At 75.0% G+C, this 18,392-nt stretch carries 17 protein-coding genes; 6 read left to right on the top strand and 11 right to left on the bottom strand.

All coding sequences use genetic code 11. From position 1 onward, the window contains the following. The first annotated feature begins 104 nt into the window (after positions 1-104). On the top strand, positions 105-1,118 hold the full coding sequence (gene dapD, locus GR130_RS10455; protein WP_159504456.1) for a 2,3,4,5-tetrahydropyridine-2,6-dicarboxylate N-succinyltransferase: 1,014 nt from the start codon (positions 105-107) through the stop codon (positions 1,116-1,118). 561 nt (positions 1,119-1,679) lie between these two features. Here the strand turns inward: dapD and GR130_RS39750 are convergent. Then, positions 1,680-1,820, bottom strand: coding sequence for a hypothetical protein (locus tag GR130_RS39750; RefSeq protein ID WP_198539956.1), 141 nt, complete (start codon positions 1,818-1,820; stop codon positions 1,680-1,682). Positions 1,821-2,276: 456 nt separating this feature from the next. Between GR130_RS39750 and GR130_RS10460 the strand changes: the two genes are divergently transcribed. Continuing rightward, the gene (locus GR130_RS10460; RefSeq protein WP_159504457.1) at positions 2,277-3,767 is read left to right on the top strand and encodes a hypothetical protein; all 1,491 of its coding nucleotides are present in this window, start codon (positions 2,277-2,279) and stop codon (positions 3,765-3,767) included. Positions 3,768-3,964: 197 nt separating this feature from the next. Here GR130_RS10460 and GR130_RS10465 read toward each other — a convergent pair whose 3' ends face one another. Further along, positions 3,965-4,894, bottom strand: a complete 930-nt coding sequence (locus GR130_RS10465) for a class I SAM-dependent methyltransferase (protein ID WP_159504458.1) — start codon at positions 4,892-4,894, stop codon at positions 3,965-3,967. Positions 4,895-4,982: 88 nt separating this feature from the next. Between GR130_RS10465 and GR130_RS10470 the strand changes: the two genes are divergently transcribed. Then, positions 4,983-6,020, top strand: coding sequence for an MsnO8 family LLM class oxidoreductase (locus GR130_RS10470; protein ID WP_159504459.1), 1,038 nt, complete (start codon positions 4,983-4,985; stop codon positions 6,018-6,020). A 44-nt stretch (positions 6,021-6,064) separates the two neighbouring features. Here GR130_RS10470 and GR130_RS10475 read toward each other — a convergent pair whose 3' ends face one another. The 3 genes from GR130_RS10475 to GR130_RS10485 all read right to left on the bottom strand — a co-directional run bounded on the left by GR130_RS10475 (position 6,065) and on the right by GR130_RS10485 (position 8,721). Beyond that, positions 6,065-7,324, bottom strand: coding sequence for a TerD family protein (locus tag GR130_RS10475; protein ID WP_159504460.1), 1,260 nt, complete (start codon positions 7,322-7,324; stop codon positions 6,065-6,067). A gap of 88 nt (positions 7,325-7,412) precedes the next feature. Further along, entirely contained in the window at positions 7,413-7,685 is a 273-nt protein-coding gene (locus GR130_RS10480) for a GlsB/YeaQ/YmgE family stress response membrane protein (RefSeq protein ID WP_159504461.1), read from the bottom strand. 166 nt (positions 7,686-7,851) lie between these two features. Further along, positions 7,852-8,721, bottom strand: a complete 870-nt coding sequence (locus GR130_RS10485) for an NAD-dependent epimerase/dehydratase family protein (protein WP_159504462.1) — start codon at positions 8,719-8,721, stop codon at positions 7,852-7,854. 259 nt (positions 8,722-8,980) lie between these two features. On the opposite strand from GR130_RS10485, the gene GR130_RS10490 reads away from it, so the two are divergent. Further along, entirely contained in the window at positions 8,981-9,961 is a 981-nt protein-coding gene (locus tag GR130_RS10490; protein ID WP_236572966.1) for a 5-dehydro-4-deoxyglucarate dehydratase, read from the top strand. Next, positions 9,961-11,208: a hypothetical protein gene (locus GR130_RS10495; protein WP_159504464.1), complete on the top strand. Its 1,248-nt coding sequence runs from the start codon at positions 9,961-9,963 to the stop codon at positions 11,206-11,208. The genes GR130_RS10490 and GR130_RS10495 overlap by 1 nt, the downstream gene beginning before the upstream one ends. Here the strand turns inward: GR130_RS10495 and GR130_RS10500 are convergent. From GR130_RS10500 to GR130_RS10525, 6 genes are all read right to left on the bottom strand, one after another. Beyond that, on the bottom strand, positions 11,097-11,849 hold the full coding sequence (locus GR130_RS10500; protein ID WP_159509881.1) for a class F sortase: 753 nt from the start codon (positions 11,847-11,849) through the stop codon (positions 11,097-11,099). The genes GR130_RS10495 and GR130_RS10500 overlap by 112 nt on opposite strands. Positions 11,850-11,958: 109 nt before the next feature. Beyond that, on the bottom strand, positions 11,959-12,612 hold the full coding sequence (locus tag GR130_RS10505; RefSeq protein ID WP_159504465.1) for a hypothetical protein: 654 nt from the start codon (positions 12,610-12,612) through the stop codon (positions 11,959-11,961). 187 nt (positions 12,613-12,799) lie between these two features. Continuing rightward, on the bottom strand, positions 12,800-13,525 hold the full coding sequence (locus GR130_RS10510) for a response regulator transcription factor (RefSeq protein ID WP_159504466.1): 726 nt from the start codon (positions 13,523-13,525) through the stop codon (positions 12,800-12,802). After that, complete coding sequence (locus tag GR130_RS10515; protein ID WP_159509882.1) at positions 13,465-14,727, bottom strand: sensor histidine kinase; 1,263 nt, start codon at positions 14,725-14,727, stop codon at positions 13,465-13,467. Before GR130_RS10515 ends, GR130_RS10510 begins: the two co-directional genes overlap by 61 nt. Next, complete coding sequence (locus GR130_RS10520) at positions 14,724-15,791, bottom strand: hypothetical protein (RefSeq protein WP_236572967.1); 1,068 nt, start codon at positions 15,789-15,791, stop codon at positions 14,724-14,726. The genes GR130_RS10515 and GR130_RS10520 overlap by 4 nt, the downstream gene beginning before the upstream one ends. Positions 15,792-15,932: 141 nt before the next feature. Then, a complete protein-coding gene (locus GR130_RS10525; protein ID WP_159504467.1) occupies positions 15,933-16,703 on the bottom strand; it encodes an IclR family transcriptional regulator in 771 nt (256 codons plus the stop codon). A gap of 134 nt (positions 16,704-16,837) precedes the next feature. On the opposite strand from GR130_RS10525, the gene GR130_RS10530 reads away from it, so the two are divergent. Beyond that, positions 16,838-18,385, top strand: coding sequence for an aldehyde dehydrogenase (NADP(+)) (locus tag GR130_RS10530; RefSeq protein WP_159504468.1), 1,548 nt, complete (start codon positions 16,838-16,840; stop codon positions 18,383-18,385). Positions 18,386-18,392: the final 7 nt, after the last annotated feature.

Here is an 18,392-nt window from a genome sequence, read left to right on the forward strand (position 1 = left end):
CCGACTCGTGCGAGCGCACGAGGGCGGTTGTGCGACCCTACGGGCGCGGACCGATCGCTGAGACCGGTTCGCCTCGGCGGGCGACCTCCGGTTAGGTTTCCGGCATGACCGATGCTGCTGTTTCCGTTGATTCTCCCCGTACGACCGGCGCCGTCGCCGCCGGGCTCGCCACCGTCACCTCCGACGGCACTGTTCTCGACACCTGGTACCCCAAGCCCGAGCTGGTCTCCGCGACCGCCGAGGGCCTCGGCCCGGCCGGCACCGAGCGGCTGTCGGACGACCGAGCCGCCGAGCTGCTGGGCGGCGCCGTCCGCAAGGCGATCGGTCCCGACCCGGTCCGCGAGGTGGAGGTCGTGGCCGTCCGCACGGTCATCACCTCGCTCGACGACAAGCCGCTGGACGCGCACGACGCCTACCTGCGCCTGCACCTGCTGAGCCACCGGCTGGTCAAGCCGCACGGCCAGAACCTGGAGGGCGTCTTCGGGCTGCTGACCAACGTCGCCTGGACCTCGCTCGGCCCGGTGGCCGTCGACCGGCTGGAGACGGTGCGGTTGAACGCCCGCGCCGAGGGCCTGCACCTCCAGGTCACCAGCGTCGACAAGTTCCCGCGGATGACCGACTACGTGGCGCCCTCCGGCGTGCGGATCGCGGACGCCGACCGGGTGCGGCTGGGCGCCCACCTCGCGGCCGGCACCACCGTCATGCACGAGGGCTTCGTGAACTTCAACGCCGGCACGCTGGGCACCTCCATGATCGAGGGCCGGATCAGCGCGGGCGTGGTGATCGGCGACGGCAGCGACATCGGCGGCGGCGCCTCCACGATGGGCACCCTGTCCGGCGGCGGCAAGCAGATCATCTCGATCGGCGAGCGCTGCCTGCTGGGCGCGGAGTCCGGTATCGGTATCGCGCTGGGCGACGAGTGCGTCGTCGAGGCCGGTCTCTACATCACGGCCGGCACCCGGGTCACCATGCCCGACGGCCAGATCGTCAAGGCGCTGGAGCTGTCCGGCGGCGACAACATCCTCTTCCGCCGCAACTCCACCACGGGCGCCGTCGAGGCCCGCCCGAACAAGGCGGTCTGGGGCGGTCTGAACGAGATCCTGCACAGCCACAACTGAGCACTCGCCACGGCGGGTCCGCGGCCCGGTGGGACTCCCGCCGGGCCGCGGGCCGTTCGCCGACAGGGTTGCGGCCATGTGTGATCTTGTGGCGGGGATGCGGTGTCCGGGCCGGGGCAGCGCCGGGTCGCCGGCCACGGCCGGTGGTGGGGCTTCGGGCTGCTGCCCGCGCTGATCGCGCCGGTGCTGTACGCCGCGGCGCTCACCGCGCTCGCCCTCTGGTCCGGCGATCTCGCCGCCTGGGCTGGGCCACGCCGTTCGCCGACGGCTGGGGCGCCGCCTGGCAGGGGCTGCCGCGCGGGCTGTTCGTGGCGCTGCTTGGCGGGGCGACGCTGCTGGTGCGGGATCTCGTACCGGAGCCGGCGGCGGGGGACCCGGAGGAGGGGCAGGGGGCACGGCTGCCGGGCGGCGGAGCCGCAGCTGCCGCCGCAGAGCGGGCCGGGGCGGTCCGGAGCCCGTCCGCGGACCGGCTGGTGAGGGCGGCGGCGGTACGCCCGGGAACGGCGAACGGCCGCCGCACCGGAGTGCGACGGCCGCTCGGCCTCACTTGCCCATCACGGGTCAGTCAGCCTTGCGCGCCCGCGGCTTCAGGTCCTGGGTCCGCTCGGCCGCGGACTCCTCCGACCGGGGACGGTGCTGGTCGGAACGCCGCTCCGCGGCGCGGTCCTTGTTGCCCGACTTACGGTTCTGCGACTTCGGCATCATGACTCCTTCTGTCTCGCCGAAACAGTGCTTACGAGCCCAGTACGCCACCCCCGGGCGCGGTTGGCGTCCGGACGTGGGCCAGGGGAGTGACAGCCGGTCACACAGGGTGGTCGGGGCTCGGTACGCGGCATCCGGGGGTCGCGGGTCGTGGCCGCCGGTCGGGCCCGCGTACGCGGCCCTGCCGCGCGCGGTGCCGTGGCCGGTCCGCGTCGGTGCCTTGCCGGGGCGTACGGCGGGACGGCGTGCATGCCTGCGCGGAAAAGGGGGGAGGAGGGCGTGGCGGAGCCGGGCCGGCGCGCGCTACGCGCGTCAATTCCTGGTGCGCGCAAGGGAGTTGTCAAGGTTTTCCCGGTGGACGGGGGCGTACCGGGGAGGGAACCGCCCGAGATGGGGAGAATTCCGTCTACGCTTGGGCGGCGCACGAGCCGTAGTCCGTTCGAGGAGCTGAGCCAGATGTCCGCAGACCGCCCGACCATGCCGCCGGTGCGGCTGCACTCCGAAGCGGAGCTGGCCCGTGACGCACTGAGCGCTCCGCTGATGGCGCGGGCCGCCAAGCTGGCCCGCTGGGCCGAGAGCGGCGTCCCGGTCGGGGTGGGCGGCGAGATCCTCCACGAGCCGCTGGCCGCCGCCACCGAGCACCTGGGACTGGCCGGGGACGAGGACGGGCTCGCGTACACCGCCGAGGCGTGGCAACTGGCGGTGGACACCGGGCTCGTGGAGATCACGGAAGAGGAGGACGCCGAGGACGGCGCGGAGCTGCCGGACGGCGCGGCCGTCGGCACCGCCACCCCGGGCGACGAACTCGCGCTGCTGACCTCCGGCAGCCCGCAGGACGTCCTGGACATCTGGCTCGGCGGCATGGAGACCGTGCTCGCCGACGCTGTCGCCCCCGACCTCTCCGACATCGCCGACCAGCTCGCCGAGGGCGGCGACCTGGACCTCGACGCGATCGACTGGAACCCGGAGGAGGAGGCCGAGCTGCTGGACGGCATCCTCGGCAACCTCTACCTGCTCAGCGCCCTCAACGAGTCCCCCGACCAGGACGTCCCGCTGCCCGCGCTGGCCGCTTCCATGATCGTCCCGGACGACATGGACGAGCCCACGGACGACATCCTCGAAGAGGTCTCCGCGGCGATGATGCGGCTGGACGACCAGTTCCGCGTGCTGGAGCCGATCGGGCTGGTCGCCTACCGGCCGGTCGACGAAGCGCTCATCGAGGAGCTGGACGAGGACGGCGAGACGGTCTCCGCCGCCCAGCCGCTGGACGACGAGGACGTCTCCCGCTACGGCATGGTCCGGCTCACGCCGCTCGGCGTCTGGGCGGTCCGCGCCCGGATGCTGGACGCCGGGGTGCACGCCCCGGCCGTCGGCGACCTCACCGACAAGGGCGCCGACGTCCTCCTGGAGGCGCTCCCCGAGTACCCCGAGACGCTCGCCCAGGCCGAGTCCGAGCAGTGGCTCGCCGCCCGTACGCCCCTGGACGCCGCCCGGGACCTGCTCGCCGCCGCCCGCGGCGACGACGAGCGGGCCCCGCTGCGCCGGCTCGCCGCCCAGCAGACCCTCTCGCTGGTCGCCCCGGACGCCGAGCCCGCGCTGCGCGAGGTGCTCGACGACCGGCAGCTGGGAGGGCTGGCCCGGGTCTGGCTCGCCGAGCGCGGTCTGCCCGGCATCCCCGAGCCGTCCCAGGACATGATCTTCTGGCTGACGGTGGACACCATCGCGGCCCAGCTGGACAGCGTGGACGAGGAGGCGGCGGCCGAGCTGCGGGACCTCGTCCAGGGCCTGACCGAGCAGCACAGCGGGTTCTTCGACGCGGCCTGGCGGGTGGACCACCCGGCCACCGCCGACGTCCTGGAGGCCATGGGCCGGCTGCACCCGGACAAGAAGGCCGCCAAGGAGGCGCGCAAGGCGGCCTTCAAGGCGCGGTCGCGGCGCTCCGGCTGAGTCCGCCGGGCAGTACGCGCGGTCCCGGGCGGCCGGGGAGCGGGGCAACCGCTCCCCGGCCGCTTCCCGTATGCCGTGCCGCGTTCAACCGGTGTTCGGGGACGCACCGGAGTCCGGCCGGTTCACCGGGCCGGTCTTCTCGCCGGACGGGCGGACGCTGTTCGGCCGCCTCCAGGAGCCGGGGATCGCGGTGGCCGTCACGGGTCCGTGGCGGCGGGCGCCGCACCGGCGGGCGCCGCGGCGGTGATGAGGTAGTAGTCGAGCAGACCGGTCTGATACGCCGCCAGGTAGTGCCGCGGCCACTTGTCGCGCAGCTCCGGCCGCTCGGCCATGTAGCGGTCGTAGCTCTCCCAGACCCCCTCGCCGACCGGCGTCACCTCCACGCTGCGCAGCCCGGCTGCGGAGAGCGTCGCGGCCACGTCGTCGACCAGGTGCGGGACGTCCAGGCCGTCGGCGTACGGGGGCAGCAGCTCCGGCAGCACCGGGACGGCCTCCTTGATGCGGGCGAAGAAGGTGGCCAGCGCGAACTGGCCGTCCGGGCGCAGCACCCGCGCCGCCTCCCGGGCGAACCCGGCCAGGTCGCGGAAGTGCTGGGCGGCCTCGACGGAGTACACGAAGTCGACCGAGCCGTCCGGCAGCGGCATCTGCTGGGCCGGGCCGAGGACGAAGTCCAGCCGGCCGGCGGCGGTGCCCGAGGGCCCGGCGTGCAGCAGCTCGGCGTTGGCCTCCCGGGCGCGGGCGATCTGGTCGGGATGGGCGTCCAGGCCGATCACCGACCCCAGGCCGAACTCCTTCAGCGCCAGCGCGCAGCCCAGTCCGCGCCCGCACCCGACCTCCAGGGCGGTGCGGCCCCGCGGGCGGTCGAAGGTGTCCAGCACCAGGCGGTAGAGGTCCTGCTCGCTGCGGATCCGGTCGTCCTCGGTCAGCGGGCGGTCCGCGGCCTCGGGCAGCCAGGCCCAGTAGCCGAAGTTGATGAAGCCGCCGGCGAAGGCCGGAGCGGTGCTGAGGTCGTGGTCGCCGTACGTCTCGGAGACCCGGTCGGGGATGTCCGGACGCGCTGCGCCGTCCGGGTGGTCCGGGCGCGCGGGGTGACCGGGTTCGCCGGCCGGGGGCGGCTGCTGGGTCATCGGACGCTCCTCGTCTGTGCCGTGGGGGGAAAGCGCCGAGGGGGCGTGTGGGGCGGAATCTTGGGCGCGTGCGGACGTTGAAGGGGAGGTGAGCTCGACGACAGGGACGACACAATTTTCGATCCTCGACCGCTCCCGCACCAGGGCTGGTCACCCGCCCGCGGAGGCGCTGCGGGACACGGTGGACCTGGCGCGGTATGCCGAGCGGCTGGGCTACCACCGCTTCTGGGTCTCCGAGCACCACGGCGTCCCCGGGGTCGCCGGCTCCGCGCCCACGGTCCTGGCCGCCGCGGTGGCCTCGGCGACCTCCGCCATCCGGGTCGGTACGGGCGGGGTGATGCTGCCCAACCACCGGCCCCTGGTCGTCGCCGAGCAGTTCGGGGTGCTGGAATCGCTCTTCCCCGGGCGGATCGACATGGGGCTGGGGCGGTCGGTCGGCTTCACCGGCGGGATCCGCCGGGCACTGGGCGCGGAGAAGGACGCCGCGGAGGACTTCGGGGACCGGCTCGCCGAGCTGACGGGCTACTTCACCGGCACTCAGACCGTCCATCCGCAGGTCCACGCCCGGCCCGCCGAGGGGCTGGCGGTGCCGGTGTTCGTGCTGGCGACCGGCGCGGGCGCGGGCATCGCGGCCCGGTCCGGGCTCGCCCTGGTCATCGGCGACATCCGGGGCCGGCAGGCGATGCTGGACGCGATCGCCGGCTACCGCGACGCGTTTCGCCCCTCGGCGCTCTGGGAGCGGCCGTATGTGGTGGTCTCCGGGACGGTGGCGGTGGCCGCCACGGAGGCGGCGGCGCGGCGGCTGCTGGTGCCGGAGGCGCGGGCGCTGGCGTACTCCCGTACGCACGGGGTGTTCCCGCCGCTGCGGCCCCCGGAGGAGGACGGTGGGGAGCCGATGTCCGCGCGGGAGCGGGAGTTCTACGAGTCCGCGCTGCGCGGACACGTGCACGGTACGGAGGAACAGGTCGCCGACGCCCTCGGCACGCTGATCGAGCGCAGCGGGGCGGACGAGGTACTGGTCACCACCAGCTCCTACGACCGCCCGGCGCTGCTGGAGTCCTTCGAGCGGCTGGCCCGGGTGGCGGGGCTGGCGGGCCGGGACCGCCCCGGCGCGGGGCGCCCCTGACGGGCCCGCGGCCCGGCCGGGCGGTCCGCGCCGGGCGCGCGGGGCTAGAGCGCCGCGGCGGCGGGCTTGACCATCCCGCGGACCGTACGGGCGTCGACGAACTCGCCCAGCGCGGTCATCTCCCACTCGCCGGAATGCCGGCGGACCAGCTTGGCCATCATCACGCCGGTCCGCTGCTCCGCTCCGGTCAGGTCGAAGCGGACCAGTTCCTCGCCGGTCTGTGCGTCCGTCAACCGGCAGTAGGCGCTGGCGACTTCGGAGAACTTCTGGCCGGAGAAGGAGTTGACCGTGAAGACCAGGCCGGTGACCTCCGGGGGCACCCCGCCGAGATGGACGGTGATGGCCTCGTCGTCGCCGGCGCCGTCCCCGGTGAGGTTGTCGCCGGAGTGCTGGATCGCGCCGTCGAGGATCGTGAGCTTGCCGAAGTAGCAGCTGTCGACCTTGCCGCGGTCCGGGCCGTAGGCGATGACGGAGGCGTCCAGGTCGATGCTCCGGCCGTGGCGCGCGGGCTCCCAGCCGAGGCCCATCCGGACGGAGCCGAGCACCGGGCGGCCGGACTTGACCAGCGAGACGGTCTGGTTCTTCCGGAGGCTGACCCGGCCCTTGTCGAGGTTGACCGTGCCGGCGGCGGGCGGCTGCGCGGCGGGGGCGCCCTGTGGCGGCGGGGCGAGGGGGGCCGGGGCGCCGGTGGGCGGTCCCCACGGGGTGGCAGGAGCCGGGGGCGCAACGGGGGCCGGAGGCGCGGGGGGTGCCGGGGGCGCGGGGGGTGCCGCGGCCCGCGCGGGCTCGGCGGCGGCCGGCGGGGCCGCCGGTTCCTCGATGCTCACGCCGAAGTCGGTGGCGATCCCGGCGAGCCCGTTGGCGTACCCCTGGCCGACCGCGCGGACCTTCCAGCCGCCGCCCCGCCGATAGATCTCCATGACCACCAGCGCCGTCTCCGTGCCGAGCCGCGACGGGGTGAACGTCGCGAGGACGGCGCCGCTGTCCGCGTCGCGGACCGTGCCGGTCGGCTCGGTGCCCGCGAAGGTCCTGCCGGGCGCGTCCAGGCTCGCGGTGACCATGACCTTCTCGACGCCCGCGGGCACCGCGGCGGTGTCCACCGTGATGGTGTCACCGGCACCGCCGGCCGCCGCGGTGTGGGTCACCCCCGGTCCCGCGGGCTGGTTGTAGAAGACGAAGTCGGCGTCGGAGCGCACCGTGCCGTCGGCGCCGAGCAGCAGGCCCGACACGTCCAGCCGCACCGGGGCGGTGACGGCCACCGCCACCCGCGTGGAGCCGAGCGGACGGTTCGCGCCAGGAGTCATAGCGGTCATGACGGTCCCAACGGTTGGCGATCGGCCGCGGTTCCGTCGCCGTGGCCCGGACGGTCCGGGCCGGTACCGGCCCGGTGGGTCAGCGCCGGCTGCGGGAGCTGCCGAAGAGCAGCCGGTAGGCGATCAGCAGGACCAGGGCGCCGGCGACGGCGGCGATCCACATCGACGGGTCGTAGAAGTCCTTCGGTATCGGACGGTGCAGGAAGCGGGTGGAGAGCCAGCCGCCGATGAAGGAGCCGGCGATGCCGATGAGGGTCGTGCCGACGATCCCGCCCGGGTCCCGTCCCGGCAGCAGGACCTTGGCGATGATGCCCGCGATCAGGCCCAGTACGAGCCAGCTGACGATGCCCATGATGCGTTTCCTCGTTCCTGCGTGGTGTGCTGCCGCGGTGTTCCGTGGCGTTGTGCCGCGGCGTTCGCAGGCAAGGACGCGAGGGGGTGGCGGCGAGGTTCCGTACGGTGGCGGAATGCCGTTGATGCCGTTGATGCCGTTGATGCCGTTGATGTGAAGGATGCCGTCAGTACGGCCAGATAGGCGGGTTCGTACAGAAGGCTCCGCCGAGGTGGGCGTGGTCGGGGTCGTCCGGGTCGAGTTCCCCCTGGGCGGCGATCAGTTCGGCGGCGTACGGCTCGGAGTCGTCCCGGGGCGCGTAGCCGAGCGCGCGGGCGGTGGTCAGATCCCACCACAGGCGGGTGTTGGCCGAGGAGGCGTAGGCGACCGTGTGGCCGACGTGCTCGGCGGTCAGCGCGGCGTGCAGCAGCCGGGCGCAGTCCGCCGGGCTCAGCCAGATGGACAGCATCCGCACGGTGGTCGGCACGGGGAAGCAGGAGCCGATGCGCAGCGAGACGGTCTCGATGCCGTAGCGGTCCCAGTAGAGGGCGGCGAGGTCTTCGCCGAAGCCCTTGGAGAGCCCGTAGAAGGTGTCGGGGCGGCGCGCGGTGCCGACCGGGATGGCGGCGGAGCCGTCCGGCGGGCGGGGGGTGAAGCCGACGGCGTGGTTGGAGGAGGCGAAGACCACGCGCCGCACGCCGGCCTCGCGCGCCGCCTCGTACAGCCGGTACGTCCCCTCGATGTTGGCCCGCAGGATCTTCTCGAACGTCGACTCCAGGGAGATGCCCGCGAGATGGATGACCGCATCGACCCCGCGGACCGCCGCGCGCAGCGCCTCGGTGTCGGCCAACTCCGCGGTGATGGCGTCCGGTTCACCCTCGATGGGCCGCTGGTCGAAGAGCCGCAGCCGGTAGCCGTAGGGCGGCAGCAGCTCCCGCATCAGGGTGCCGACTCCACCGGCGGCGCCGGTGAGCAGAACGGTCCGGGGTCGGGAGGACGGGGAAGGCGGGGGAGGAGGGGAGGACTCGAAGGAAGGGGAAGAAGGGGGCGGCGTCATGGGCGGCTACTCCTCCGGCTGAGCTGCAAGGCCGTGTGCGCGGACGGGATTCAGATATGTGGAGACGGTAGGGAGTCGGATCATGGCCGGTCAAGACGCTTGACGTACCGCTCAAATCCGCTGGCGCGGCGCGGGTTTGGGACCCTTGACCCGCTCGGGACGGCTGCAATACCGTGACTGCCCACGCCGAATGTTCAGGGATATGGACGTCGAACATAGGTGTATACGAGAACTCGCGTGCGTACGCCAGGGAGATCCCGTGACCGCACCGCCTCCCCCGGCTGCCGCCGGGCGGCGCCCCCAGCTCGCCGACCGCCTCGACGGACTGCTGTTCTTCCCCGTGACCGCCTACGCCCCCGACGGCGCCCTGGCCCTGGACGCCTTCCGCGCCCATGTACGCGGCGGTATCGAGGCCGGCGCGGGCGCCGTCTTCGCCTGCTGCGGCACCGGCGAGTTCCATGCGCTCACCCCCGAGGAGTACGCCGAGTGCGTCGCCGCCGCCGTCGCGGAGGCCGCGGGCCGCGTCCCGGTCGTCGCCGGCACCGGCTACGGCACCGCGCTCGCCACCCGGTTCGCGCACCTCGCGCACACCGCCGGCGCCGACGGACTGCTCGCCATGCCCCCGTACCTCGTCGCCGCCGACCAGCCCGGACTGCTGCGCCACTACACCGCACTCGCCGCCGCCACCCCGCTGCCGGTCATCGTCTACCAGCGCGGCAACGCCGTCTTCGAGCCCGCCACCGTCGCCGCCCTGGCCCGCACCCCGGGCGTCATCGGGTTCAAGGACGGCCTGGGCGATCTCGATCTGCTCCAGCGCATCATCAGCGCGGTCCGCACCGACGCCGCCGGCCGGCCCTTCGTCTACTTCAACGGCCTGCCGACCGCCGAACTCACCGGCCTCGCCTACCGGGGACTGGGCGTCCGCCTCTACTCCTCCGCCGTGTTCGCCTTCGCCCCCGAGATCGCGCTGGCCTTCCACCGGGCGCTGGCGGCCGGCGACCACGGCACCGTCACCCGGCTGCTGGACGGCTTCTACCGGCCGCTGGTGGAACTGCGCAACGTGCGCCCCGGATACGCCGTTTCGCTGGTCAAGGCGGGCGTACGGCTGCGCGGCGGACCGGCCGTCGGCGGGGTCCGGTCACCGCTCAGCGACCCTGAGCCCGCACACGTAGAACAGCTCGCCCGGCTCGTCGAGCACGGCCTGGCCCTCGTCTCGGCCGCGCCCGGGGCCGGTGCCTGATGCGGGCCGGCGCCTTCCTCTACCCCTGGGACGTCATCGGTGACCCCGACGCCCCCGCCCGCCTCGCCGCCCTCGGCGTCCGGCAGGTCACCCTGGCCGCCGCCTACCACTCCACCCGCGCGCTGACGCCGCGCCACCCCCGCCACCGCGTCGTCACCGCCCGGCACGCCGCGGTCCTCTACCCGCCGGACCCGGCCCGCTGGTCCGGCCGCGCGCTGCGTCCCTACACCCAGGACTGGGTGCCGGGCCCGGACCCCTTCGGCGAGGCCGCCGGGATGCTGGCCGGCGCCGGCCTGGAGGTGCACTCCTGGGTCGTGCTGGCCCACAACTCCCGCCTGGGCGCCGACCATCCGTCGATCGCGGTCCGCAACGCCTACGGCGACGCCTATCCGTGGGCGCCGTGCATCGCCCGGCCCGAGGTCCGCGACCATCTCGTCACCCTGGCCGCCGAGGCGGCCGTACGGCCCGGTGCCCGGGGCGCGGAGCTGGAGTCCTGCGGCTGGTACGGGTTCGCGCATCTGCACGGGCACGACAAGACCGCCGGGGTCGGGCTGGACGGCGCCGCGGAGTATCTGATGTCGCTGTGCTTCTGTGCGGTGTGCGCCCGGGGTTACGCCGAACTCGGCGTGGACTGGGCGGAGTTGAGGGCCCTCGTGCGCGGGGCGCTGGAGCCGGTGTGGGCCGGGCGGGCGAGCGCGTCCGGCGCCGGCCGGGCGGCGGAGTGGTCCGCGATCGAGGCGCTGCTCGGCGACGGGCCGGCGGACGTGGTGCGGACCTGGCGGGCGCGGGCGGCGGACACCCTCCAGCGGGCGGCGGTGCGCGCCGTACGGGAGGCCGCGGCGGAGGCGGGAGCGGGCTTCCGGGTGCTGCTGCACGCGGACGGGGCCGCGCACCGCTGCGGGGCGAACGCCGGGGTGGACCCGGCGGCGGTGCTGGCCCACGCCGACGGGGTGGTGGTGCCGTGCACGGGGGGCGAGGCGGCGCGGGCGGACGCCCTGGCGCCGTTCGCGGCGCGTCCGCGGACCGCCTGCGTGGCCGCCAACCTCACCGTGGTGGCCGGGATGGGCGGCAGCCCCGGCACCCTGGCCGCCGACGCCGCGCACGCCGCGTCCCTGGGGGCGACCGAACTGCGGCTCTACCACGCGGGGCTGGCCGGAGACGCCGATCTGGCGGCCGTACGGGGGGCGTTGCGCGCGCCGAACCGGTCCGGCCGGGGCCTGGCCCATGGCAGCGGCGGGGCATTCTGACTGTCTGTCAGATGTCCGAAGACCACCACGTTGCCGAGGTATTCCTGCCGGGCCCGGTTGAAGCCGCCGCCACAGGTGATCAGCCGGATCTCGGGGCGGGCGGCTTCGCCGTAGACCTTCTCGTCGGGGAAGTGCCGCCCGTCGTAGACCTCGACCGCGTCGACGGTGAAGACCGCCGTGCGGCCGTCCCTGCGCAGGATCTGGACGGTGCCGCCCTTCGCGAGGGAGCCGAGGCGGTAGAAGACGGCGGGGCCCTCGCGGGTGTCGACATGGCCGGCGACCAGGGCGGTTCCGATGGCGCCCGGCGGGGTGCCGTCCCCGTACCAGCCGGCCAGGTTGCGGTTGCCGGCCGGCGGCGGGGCGAGGCTGCCGTCCGCGGCCAGGCCCAGCCGCACCAGCGGCGCGTCGATGTGCAGCGACGGCACCCTGACGCGGACCGGCTGCGAGGCCGGGAGCGGCGGGGCGGCCGGCGGTCGGGCGCCCGGCGGCCGGGCGGGGAACCCCTGGGCGGCGGACGGCTGGGGCGGGGGCGTGGTGTCCTCGCTGCCGTTGGCGACGAGCCAGCCGCCGGCTATGAGCGCGGCGGCGGTGACGCCGGCTATGAGGGCGCCGGCCCGGCGCGACCGCCGGGCGCTCGGGATCCTGGGCGGGCCCGGCCCGCTCCCTCCACCCCTTCCGGAGGGCGGCGGAGGAGCGGGCCGGGCACGCCGTACGGGGCCGTCGGACGGCACGGGCCGACCCGGCGGCTGATCAGTACCGGCCACCACCCATGCGGCGGCGCCGGACGACCCAGATGCCGCCGGCGGCAGCGGCCAGCAGCACGCCCGCGCCGGCCGCGATCTCGGTGGTGTTGCCGGAGTTCTCGCTGGTGGAGCCCTCACCGGTCTTCATCTTGCCCTTGGGCGGCATGGTGGAGCCGGGCTTGGCCGACATGGAGGCGGTGGGCATCTCCTTGGCCGGCATCGAGGGCCCGGTCTTCTCCTTGGCCGGCATGGACGGCGAGGCGCTGTGGCCCGTACCGCCCTGGCTGCTCGGGCTGCTGCTCGCGCCGCCCTGCATCCCGACATGGACCGTGCCGGTGATCTCCTTGCCGTTGCCGCACTTGCCGCCGACGCCGTAATTGCCGTCCTTGACACCGGACTTGATCTTCATCTGACCCGTCAGGGTGCCCTTGTTCGCACCCGCGGCGAGCTTGACCGAGCCGGCACCCAGGGTGCCGGCGTCGACGTTCGCCGATTGACTGCTCCCGCAGTCCTTGGTGGAGAGGGAGACCGTGGAACCGGCCTTGGCCGTGCCCGGCGAGACCTCGATCGCGCCGAAGTCGCCGGCGTACGCGGCGGCGGTGGACAGGCCGAGCGCGGCAGCGGACAGCGCGGCACCGGTGAGCAGTCGCGTGGGACGCATGGGAAGAACCTCCGCGAAGCGCGGATGTGGCACACCTCCGTGCCACAGGGAAGTCGTTGGAGTTCCGCGCCTCCACCATCGAGATAAGCCCTCGCACGGCGAAACGGCCTGCTGGCCTACGGTGAACGGGTGAGCGACGGTGCGACCGGGCCGGTCGGGTGCGCCGTACGGGTGGCCGGGGGCCGCGTCACCCCGGCCGGACGAAGCCGCACTCGTACGCGGCGATCACGGCCTGGGTGCGGTCCCGTACCCGGAGCTTGGCCAGCACCCCGGCGACATGCGTCTTGACCGTGGCCGGGCCGACGCCCAGCCGGTCCGCGATCTCGGCGTTGGTCAGCCCGGCCGCCATCAGCCGCAGCACCGCGCCCTCCCGCCCGGAGAGCCGGTCCCGCAGCGCCCGCGCCGCATCAGGGGGCGCGGCGCCGGAGGTCCGCTCCCCGGCGTGCCGGGCGGCGAGTGCGCGGACCGCCGCCGGGAACAGCAGTGAGTCGCTGCGCGCCACCAGCCGTACGGCCTGCACCAGTTCGTCCGCCCGGGCGCGCTTGAGCAGGAACCCGCTGGCCCCGGCCCGCAGCGCGTCATAGACGTAGGAGTCGTTCTCGAAGGTGGTGACGACGATGACGCGGGGCGGTTCCGCCATCCCGGAGAGCACCCGCTCGGTCGCCCGGATCCCGTCGGTGTCGGGCATCCGGACGTCCATCAGCACGACGTCCGGGCGCAGTTCGCGGATCAGCGAGACCGCCTCGGCGCCGTTCGCGGCCTCACCGACGACCTCCATGTCGGCCTCGGCGCCCAGGATGGCGCGGAGCGCCGTACGCACCATCCGCTCGTCGTCGGCGAGCACGACACGGATCACGGCGAGCCCGTCCCGGTGTCGGCCGCCGCCATCGGCAGCCGGGCGGTGAGCCGCCATACGCCGTGCTCGGCGGCGGCCGAGGCGTGGCCGCCCAGCAGCCGGGCCCGTTCGGCGATACCGCGCAGGCCGCGCCCGCCGCCCGGACGGGCCGGCGGGCCGGGCGCCGCACCGGCCGCGGCCGTCGGATTCTCCATCGTCAACGCCAACTCCCCCTCGCTCACGCGGATATGGACCCGCACCGGAACCGGTCCGGCGTGCCGCAGTGCGTTGCTCAGCCCCTCCTGGACGATCCGGTACGCCTCCCGGGAGACCACCGGCGGCAGTCCCGCGTGGTGCCCCGCGGTTTCCAGCGTGACGGGGACTCCCGCCGCGCGGGTCCGGTCGACCAGGGCGTCGAGGCCGTCCAGGGTGGGCGCGGGAGCGGCCGGCGTGCCGTCCCCGCCGTCCTGCTCCTCGCGCAACAGGCCCAGTACGGTGTCCAGTTCGGCGACCGCCGTGCGGGTGGTGTCCTCGATGGCGGCCAGCGCCTGGCGGGCGAACTCCGGGTCTGTGTCGAGGACCCGGCGGGCCGCTCCCGCCTGGAGGGTGACCGCGCTCAGAGCGTGGCCCACCGCGTCGTGCAGCTCGCGGGCGAGCCGGTTGCGGGCGGCGAGTTCGGCCGCGCGGCGTTCCGCGGCGGCCAGCCGGTCGGCCGGGGAGGGACCCAGCAGCGCCGGTGCCCAACGGGCCAGGAGCCTGCCGGCTCCCCAGGCGGTGCCGAGCACCAGCGCCAGCAGCGCCAGCCCGGTGAGCGGCGCCGCCGGGCCCTGGACGGCCCGCGGCCACCCCAGGGAGGACAGCCCCAACGGGTCGGCGGTGAACGGCGTCAGCAGGAGCAGTACGGCGGCCGGCGGCGCGGCCAGCGTCATCCCGCTCACGATCCCGCCGGTCAGCAGGTGCGCCACGAACCACAGCGCGGTACGCCGCCGGGCGTCCCGCGCGGCGGCCGGTCCTTCGGCCAGCAGCTCCGCGGGCACCCCGCACAGCGACCGCACGGCGGCCACCTCCAGGGGCCGCAGCAGCGGGAAGGCCAGCGCCGCCAGCGCGGCGAGCGGCAGCGCGCAGCCGAACGCGGCCAGCTGCCAGAGGAGACTGCGCAGCGGGTCGGCGCCGTCCACGAGGAGCGGCAGCGCCGCCGACGCCAGCAGGAAGAACGGCATCAACAGCGCACCGCCCAGGACGAGATGGACCCAGCGCCGGACCAGGGTGCCCGCGGTCAGTCGCACCGTACGGCTCCGGGGCGGATCCCGGCGGGCCCGGAGGCGGCGCCGTCCGCCGTGTGCTCCGGCCCGCCCTCCGAACGGCGTTGCGCGGCGCGCTCCGCGAAGAAGTGGGCCCCGGCGACGGCGACCAGCATCCCGACGATCATCTGCACAGCGTAGGTGAGGCTCATCAGCGGGTCGGGCAGCTTCGGATCACCCGCCGGGACGGGCAGTGAGGTCAGCATCATCCAGCCGCCCCAACAGGCCAGCGCCCCCGAGCCGATCCAGGCGGCGACGAGCGGTACGAGCAGCGGTACCCGCCGGCCGCGGCCGAACGCGAGCAGCAGCACACCCGCGGTCATCAGCACGGCGAACAGCACGTACCCCGCGTCGTTCAGCCGCGCGTCCAGATCCCGGGCCGCCACCCGCGCCGGGCTGAGACCGGCCGTGCCGCCCGCCGCCCACAGCAGGTGCATCACGGCGGGCAGCAGGGTGAGCACCGCCGCCACCCCCGCGGTCAGCCGGCGCGCGGACCGGGTGGGGCTGTCCGGGAGCGCCTGCAGCGGGCCGCGCCACAGGTGTCCCCAGCGCTCCCGGGCGTAGGGCGCGAAGAGCGCGACCAGCGCCAGCGCCTGCACGATGAAGCCGGTGTAGACGACGGTCCACACCCACGGCGCGAGCAGCGCTCCGGGGCCGTCGCCGCGCGCCCCGGGCCGGCCGTGCAGCATCCCGGCCAGCACCTGCGCGGGGAAGACCGCGACGATCGGCGCGAGCAGCCCGGTCGCGCACCACGTAGGGAGGCCGAGCAGCCAGGCCGGCACCCGCCGCCCCCAGGGCCGGGTCAGCAGGAACGCCAGCACGACCACCGCGGCGTCCATCAGGACGGTGAGCGCGTTGAACGCCATCAGGGAGCCGCCGTCCCGGAGCAGCGGACTGCTCCGGGGGATGCCGAGGTGGCTGCCGGCGAGCCAGGCGATCTTGAGCGAGAGGTAGGGGAGGCAGGCGGCGACGGCCGTCGCGCGCAGGACGGCGCGGACGGTGCCGGGAGCCGGTGCGAAAGCCGGTGCGGTGCGGTGCGTCATGCCGTCCAGGCTTCCGGGAGCCCGCGCGCACCGCGTCGTCCCCGCCGGCGATCCGCCTCCGCCGCACGGGGGAGGCGGGGGTGGCGGCCGGGATGATGCCGCGCCCGCCGCCCCGTCAACCCCCAGGCCGCCCGGGGTGGTTCACAGTCGCCGGGTGGCCAGGGCCAGCCGGTCCCGGGCGTCGAAGAGGGCGTCCTTGATGGTCTGCTCGTGGGCGGGGGTCAGCCGGGCCACCGGCACCGAGCAGCTGATCGCGTCCCGGGCCGGGGTGCGGTACGGGATCGCCACACCGAAGCAGCGCAGGCCGAGGGTGTTCTCCTCGCGGTCGACCGCGAAGCCCGCCTCGCGTACCGCCCGCAGCTCCTCGATCAGCTCCTCGCGGTCGGTGAGGGTGTGCTCGGTCAGCGCGGCCAGGGTGGGCGGCAGCATCGTCCGCACCTGGTCGTCGGTGTACGTGGCGAGCAGCGCCTTGCCCAGGGACGTGGAGTGCGCGGGGAGCCGGCGGCCGACGCGGGTGAACGGGCGCAGGTAGTGCTGGGACTGACGGGTGGCCAGGTAGACGACGTTGACGCCGTCCAGCCGGGCGAGGTGAATGGTCTCGGTGGTGTCGTCGGAGAGCCGGTCCAGGGTGGGCCGGGCGGCGGCCACCACCTCGTCGCCGTCGATGTAGGAGGTGCCGACGAGGAGGGCGCGGACGCCGATGCCGTAACGGGTGCCGGTGGCGTCGGTCTCCACCCAGCCGAGGTCGACCAGGGTGCGCAGCAGCATGTAGAGGCTGGACTTGGGGTAGCCGACGGCTTCCTGGACGGAGGCGAGGCTGTGCATACCGGGGCGGCCCGCGAAGTATTCGAGCAACTCCACCGTCCGCACCGCGGACTTGACCTGTGCTCCACCGGGCTCGGCAGCTGACATCGCCCTTGACCCCTTTGTTCGGACAGCCATAGAGTCCCAGGGATTCACCATCCGGGACAGTGTTCAGCATATCGAACGCCGTCCGGTGGGCGGCAAGGCTCAGTGCGGCAGGACTTCGCCGAGGAGGATGCACGGTGGCAGCAGCGGCACCAGTCTGGAGCGTCGACCCCCGAACCGGGAAGCGGCGGGAGCGGGTTGCGCTGGAAGCCACAACCGACGCCGTGGACACCGCGGTCCGCGCGGCGCACACCGCCCGCGGCGCGCTCGCCGACCGCCCCCCGCGCGCCGCCCTGCTGCGCCGCGCCGCCGACCTGCTCGACGCGGCGGGGGAGGAGATCGTCGCCGCCGCCGACGCGGAGACCGCCCTCGGCCCCGCCCGCCTCACCGGCGAACTGGCCCGCACCACCTACCAGTTGCGGTCCTTCGCCGCCATCGTGGACGAGGGCGGGTTCCTCGACGTACTGATCGACCGCCCCGACCCCGGCCTCACCCCGCCCCGACCCGACCTGCGCCGCTACAAGATCCCGCTGGGCGCCGTGGCGGTCTACGCGGCGAGCAACTTCCCGCTCGCCTTCTCCGTGCCCGGCGGGGACACCGCCAGCGCGCTCGCGGCCGGCTGCCCGGTCGTCGTCAAGGCGCATCCGGACCATCCGGCGACCTCCGAGCTGTGCGCCGGACTGCTGCGCCGGGCGGCCGTCGAGACCGGTCTGCCGGCGGACGCGGTGGGCCTGGTGCACGGCTTCCGGGCCGGTGTCGACCTGGTGCGCCATCCGCTGATCGCCGCCGCCGGCTTCACCGGCTCGGTGCGCGGCGGCCGTGCCCTGTACGACGCCGCCGCGGCCCGCCCGCACCCCATCCCGTTCCACGGCGAACTGGGCAGCCTCAACCCCGTCGTGGTCACCGAGGCCGCCGCGGTCGAGCGCGCCGAGCGGATCGGCGCCGGGCTGGCCGGCTCGATGACGCTGGGCACCGGGCAGTTCTGCGTCAAGCCGGGCCTCGTACTGGCCCCCGAGGGGGCGGCCGGCGACCGGCTGCTGGCCTCGCTGGCCTCGGCGGCCGCGGCGACCGAGGCGGGTGTGCTGCTCGACCACCGGATGCGCGACGCGTTCCTGGACGGCGTCCGCGACCGCACCCGACTCCCCGGCGTCCAGGCACCGTTGGCCCCCGGCGACGGGGACGGCGAACACACCGTCGGCGCCGGCTTCCTCACCGTCGCGGCCGCCCGGCTCGCCGACGGGGGCCCGCACGACCTGCTGCTGGAGGAGTGCTTCGGCCCGGTCACCGTCGTCGCCCGCTACGCCGACGACGCCGAGATCGGCGCCGTCCTCGCCCGGCTCCCCGGCAACCTCACCGCCACCCTCCAGCTCGGCGACGCGGAGAGCGCCGGCACCGACCCGGCGGGCCGCGGCGCCCGCCTGCTGGCCGAGGTCACCCCACTCGCCGGCCGCGTCGTCGTCAACGGCTGGCCCACCAGCGTCGCGGTCGCCCCCGCCCAGCACCACGGCGGCCCGTACCCGGCCGCCACCTCCACTTCCACCTCCGTCGGCGCGACCGCCGTCGAACGCTGGCTCCGCCCGGTCGCCTACCAGGACACCCCGCCGGCGCTGCTCCCGCCGGAGCTGCGGGACGGCAACCCGCTGGGGCTGCCGCGCCGGATCGACGGCCGGGCAGAGGGTGCGTAGGGCCCCG

The sequence above is a fragment of the Streptomyces sp. GS7 genome (assembly GCF_009834125.1).
Classification (GTDB): Bacteria; Actinomycetota; Actinomycetes; order Streptomycetales; family Streptomycetaceae; genus Streptomyces.

What these genes read in the sequence shown, in the direction of transcription:
- GR130_RS10480 (WP_159504461.1), bottom strand. Translation starts at nt 7,685, where the DNA reads ATGGGCATCGTCAGCTGGCTCGTACTGGGCCTGATCGCGGGCATCATC.
- GR130_RS10475 (WP_159504460.1), bottom strand. Translation starts at nt 7,324, where the DNA reads ATGACTCCTGGCGCGAACCGTCCGCTCGGCTCCACGCGGGTGGCGGTG.
- GR130_RS10510 (WP_159504466.1), bottom strand. Translation starts at nt 13,525, where the DNA reads ATGGCGGCTCACCGCCCGGCTGCCGATGGCGGCGGCCGACACCGGGAC.
- GR130_RS10465 (WP_159504458.1), bottom strand. Translation starts at nt 4,894, where the DNA reads ATGACCCAGCAGCCGCCCCCGGCCGGCGAACCCGGTCACCCCGCGCGC.
- GR130_RS10485 (WP_159504462.1), bottom strand. Translation starts at nt 8,721, where the DNA reads ATGACGCCGCCCCCTTCTTCCCCTTCCTTCGAGTCCTCCCCTCCTCCC.
- GR130_RS10495 (WP_159504464.1), top strand. Translation starts at nt 9,961, where the DNA reads ATGCGGGCCGGCGCCTTCCTCTACCCCTGGGACGTCATCGGTGACCCC.
- GR130_RS10525 (WP_159504467.1), bottom strand. Translation starts at nt 16,703, where the DNA reads ATGTCAGCTGCCGAGCCCGGTGGAGCACAGGTCAAGTCCGCGGTGCGG.
- GR130_RS10505 (WP_159504465.1), bottom strand. Translation starts at nt 12,612, where the DNA reads ATGCGTCCCACGCGACTGCTCACCGGTGCCGCGCTGTCCGCTGCCGCG.
- GR130_RS10460 (WP_159504457.1), top strand. Translation starts at nt 2,277, where the DNA reads ATGTCCGCAGACCGCCCGACCATGCCGCCGGTGCGGCTGCACTCCGAA.
- GR130_RS10520 (WP_236572967.1), bottom strand. Translation starts at nt 15,791, where the DNA reads ATGACGCACCGCACCGCACCGGCTTTCGCACCGGCTCCCGGCACCGTC.
- dapD (WP_159504456.1), top strand. Translation starts at nt 105, where the DNA reads ATGACCGATGCTGCTGTTTCCGTTGATTCTCCCCGTACGACCGGCGCC.
- GR130_RS39750 (WP_198539956.1), bottom strand. Translation starts at nt 1,820, where the DNA reads ATGCCGAAGTCGCAGAACCGTAAGTCGGGCAACAAGGACCGCGCCGCG.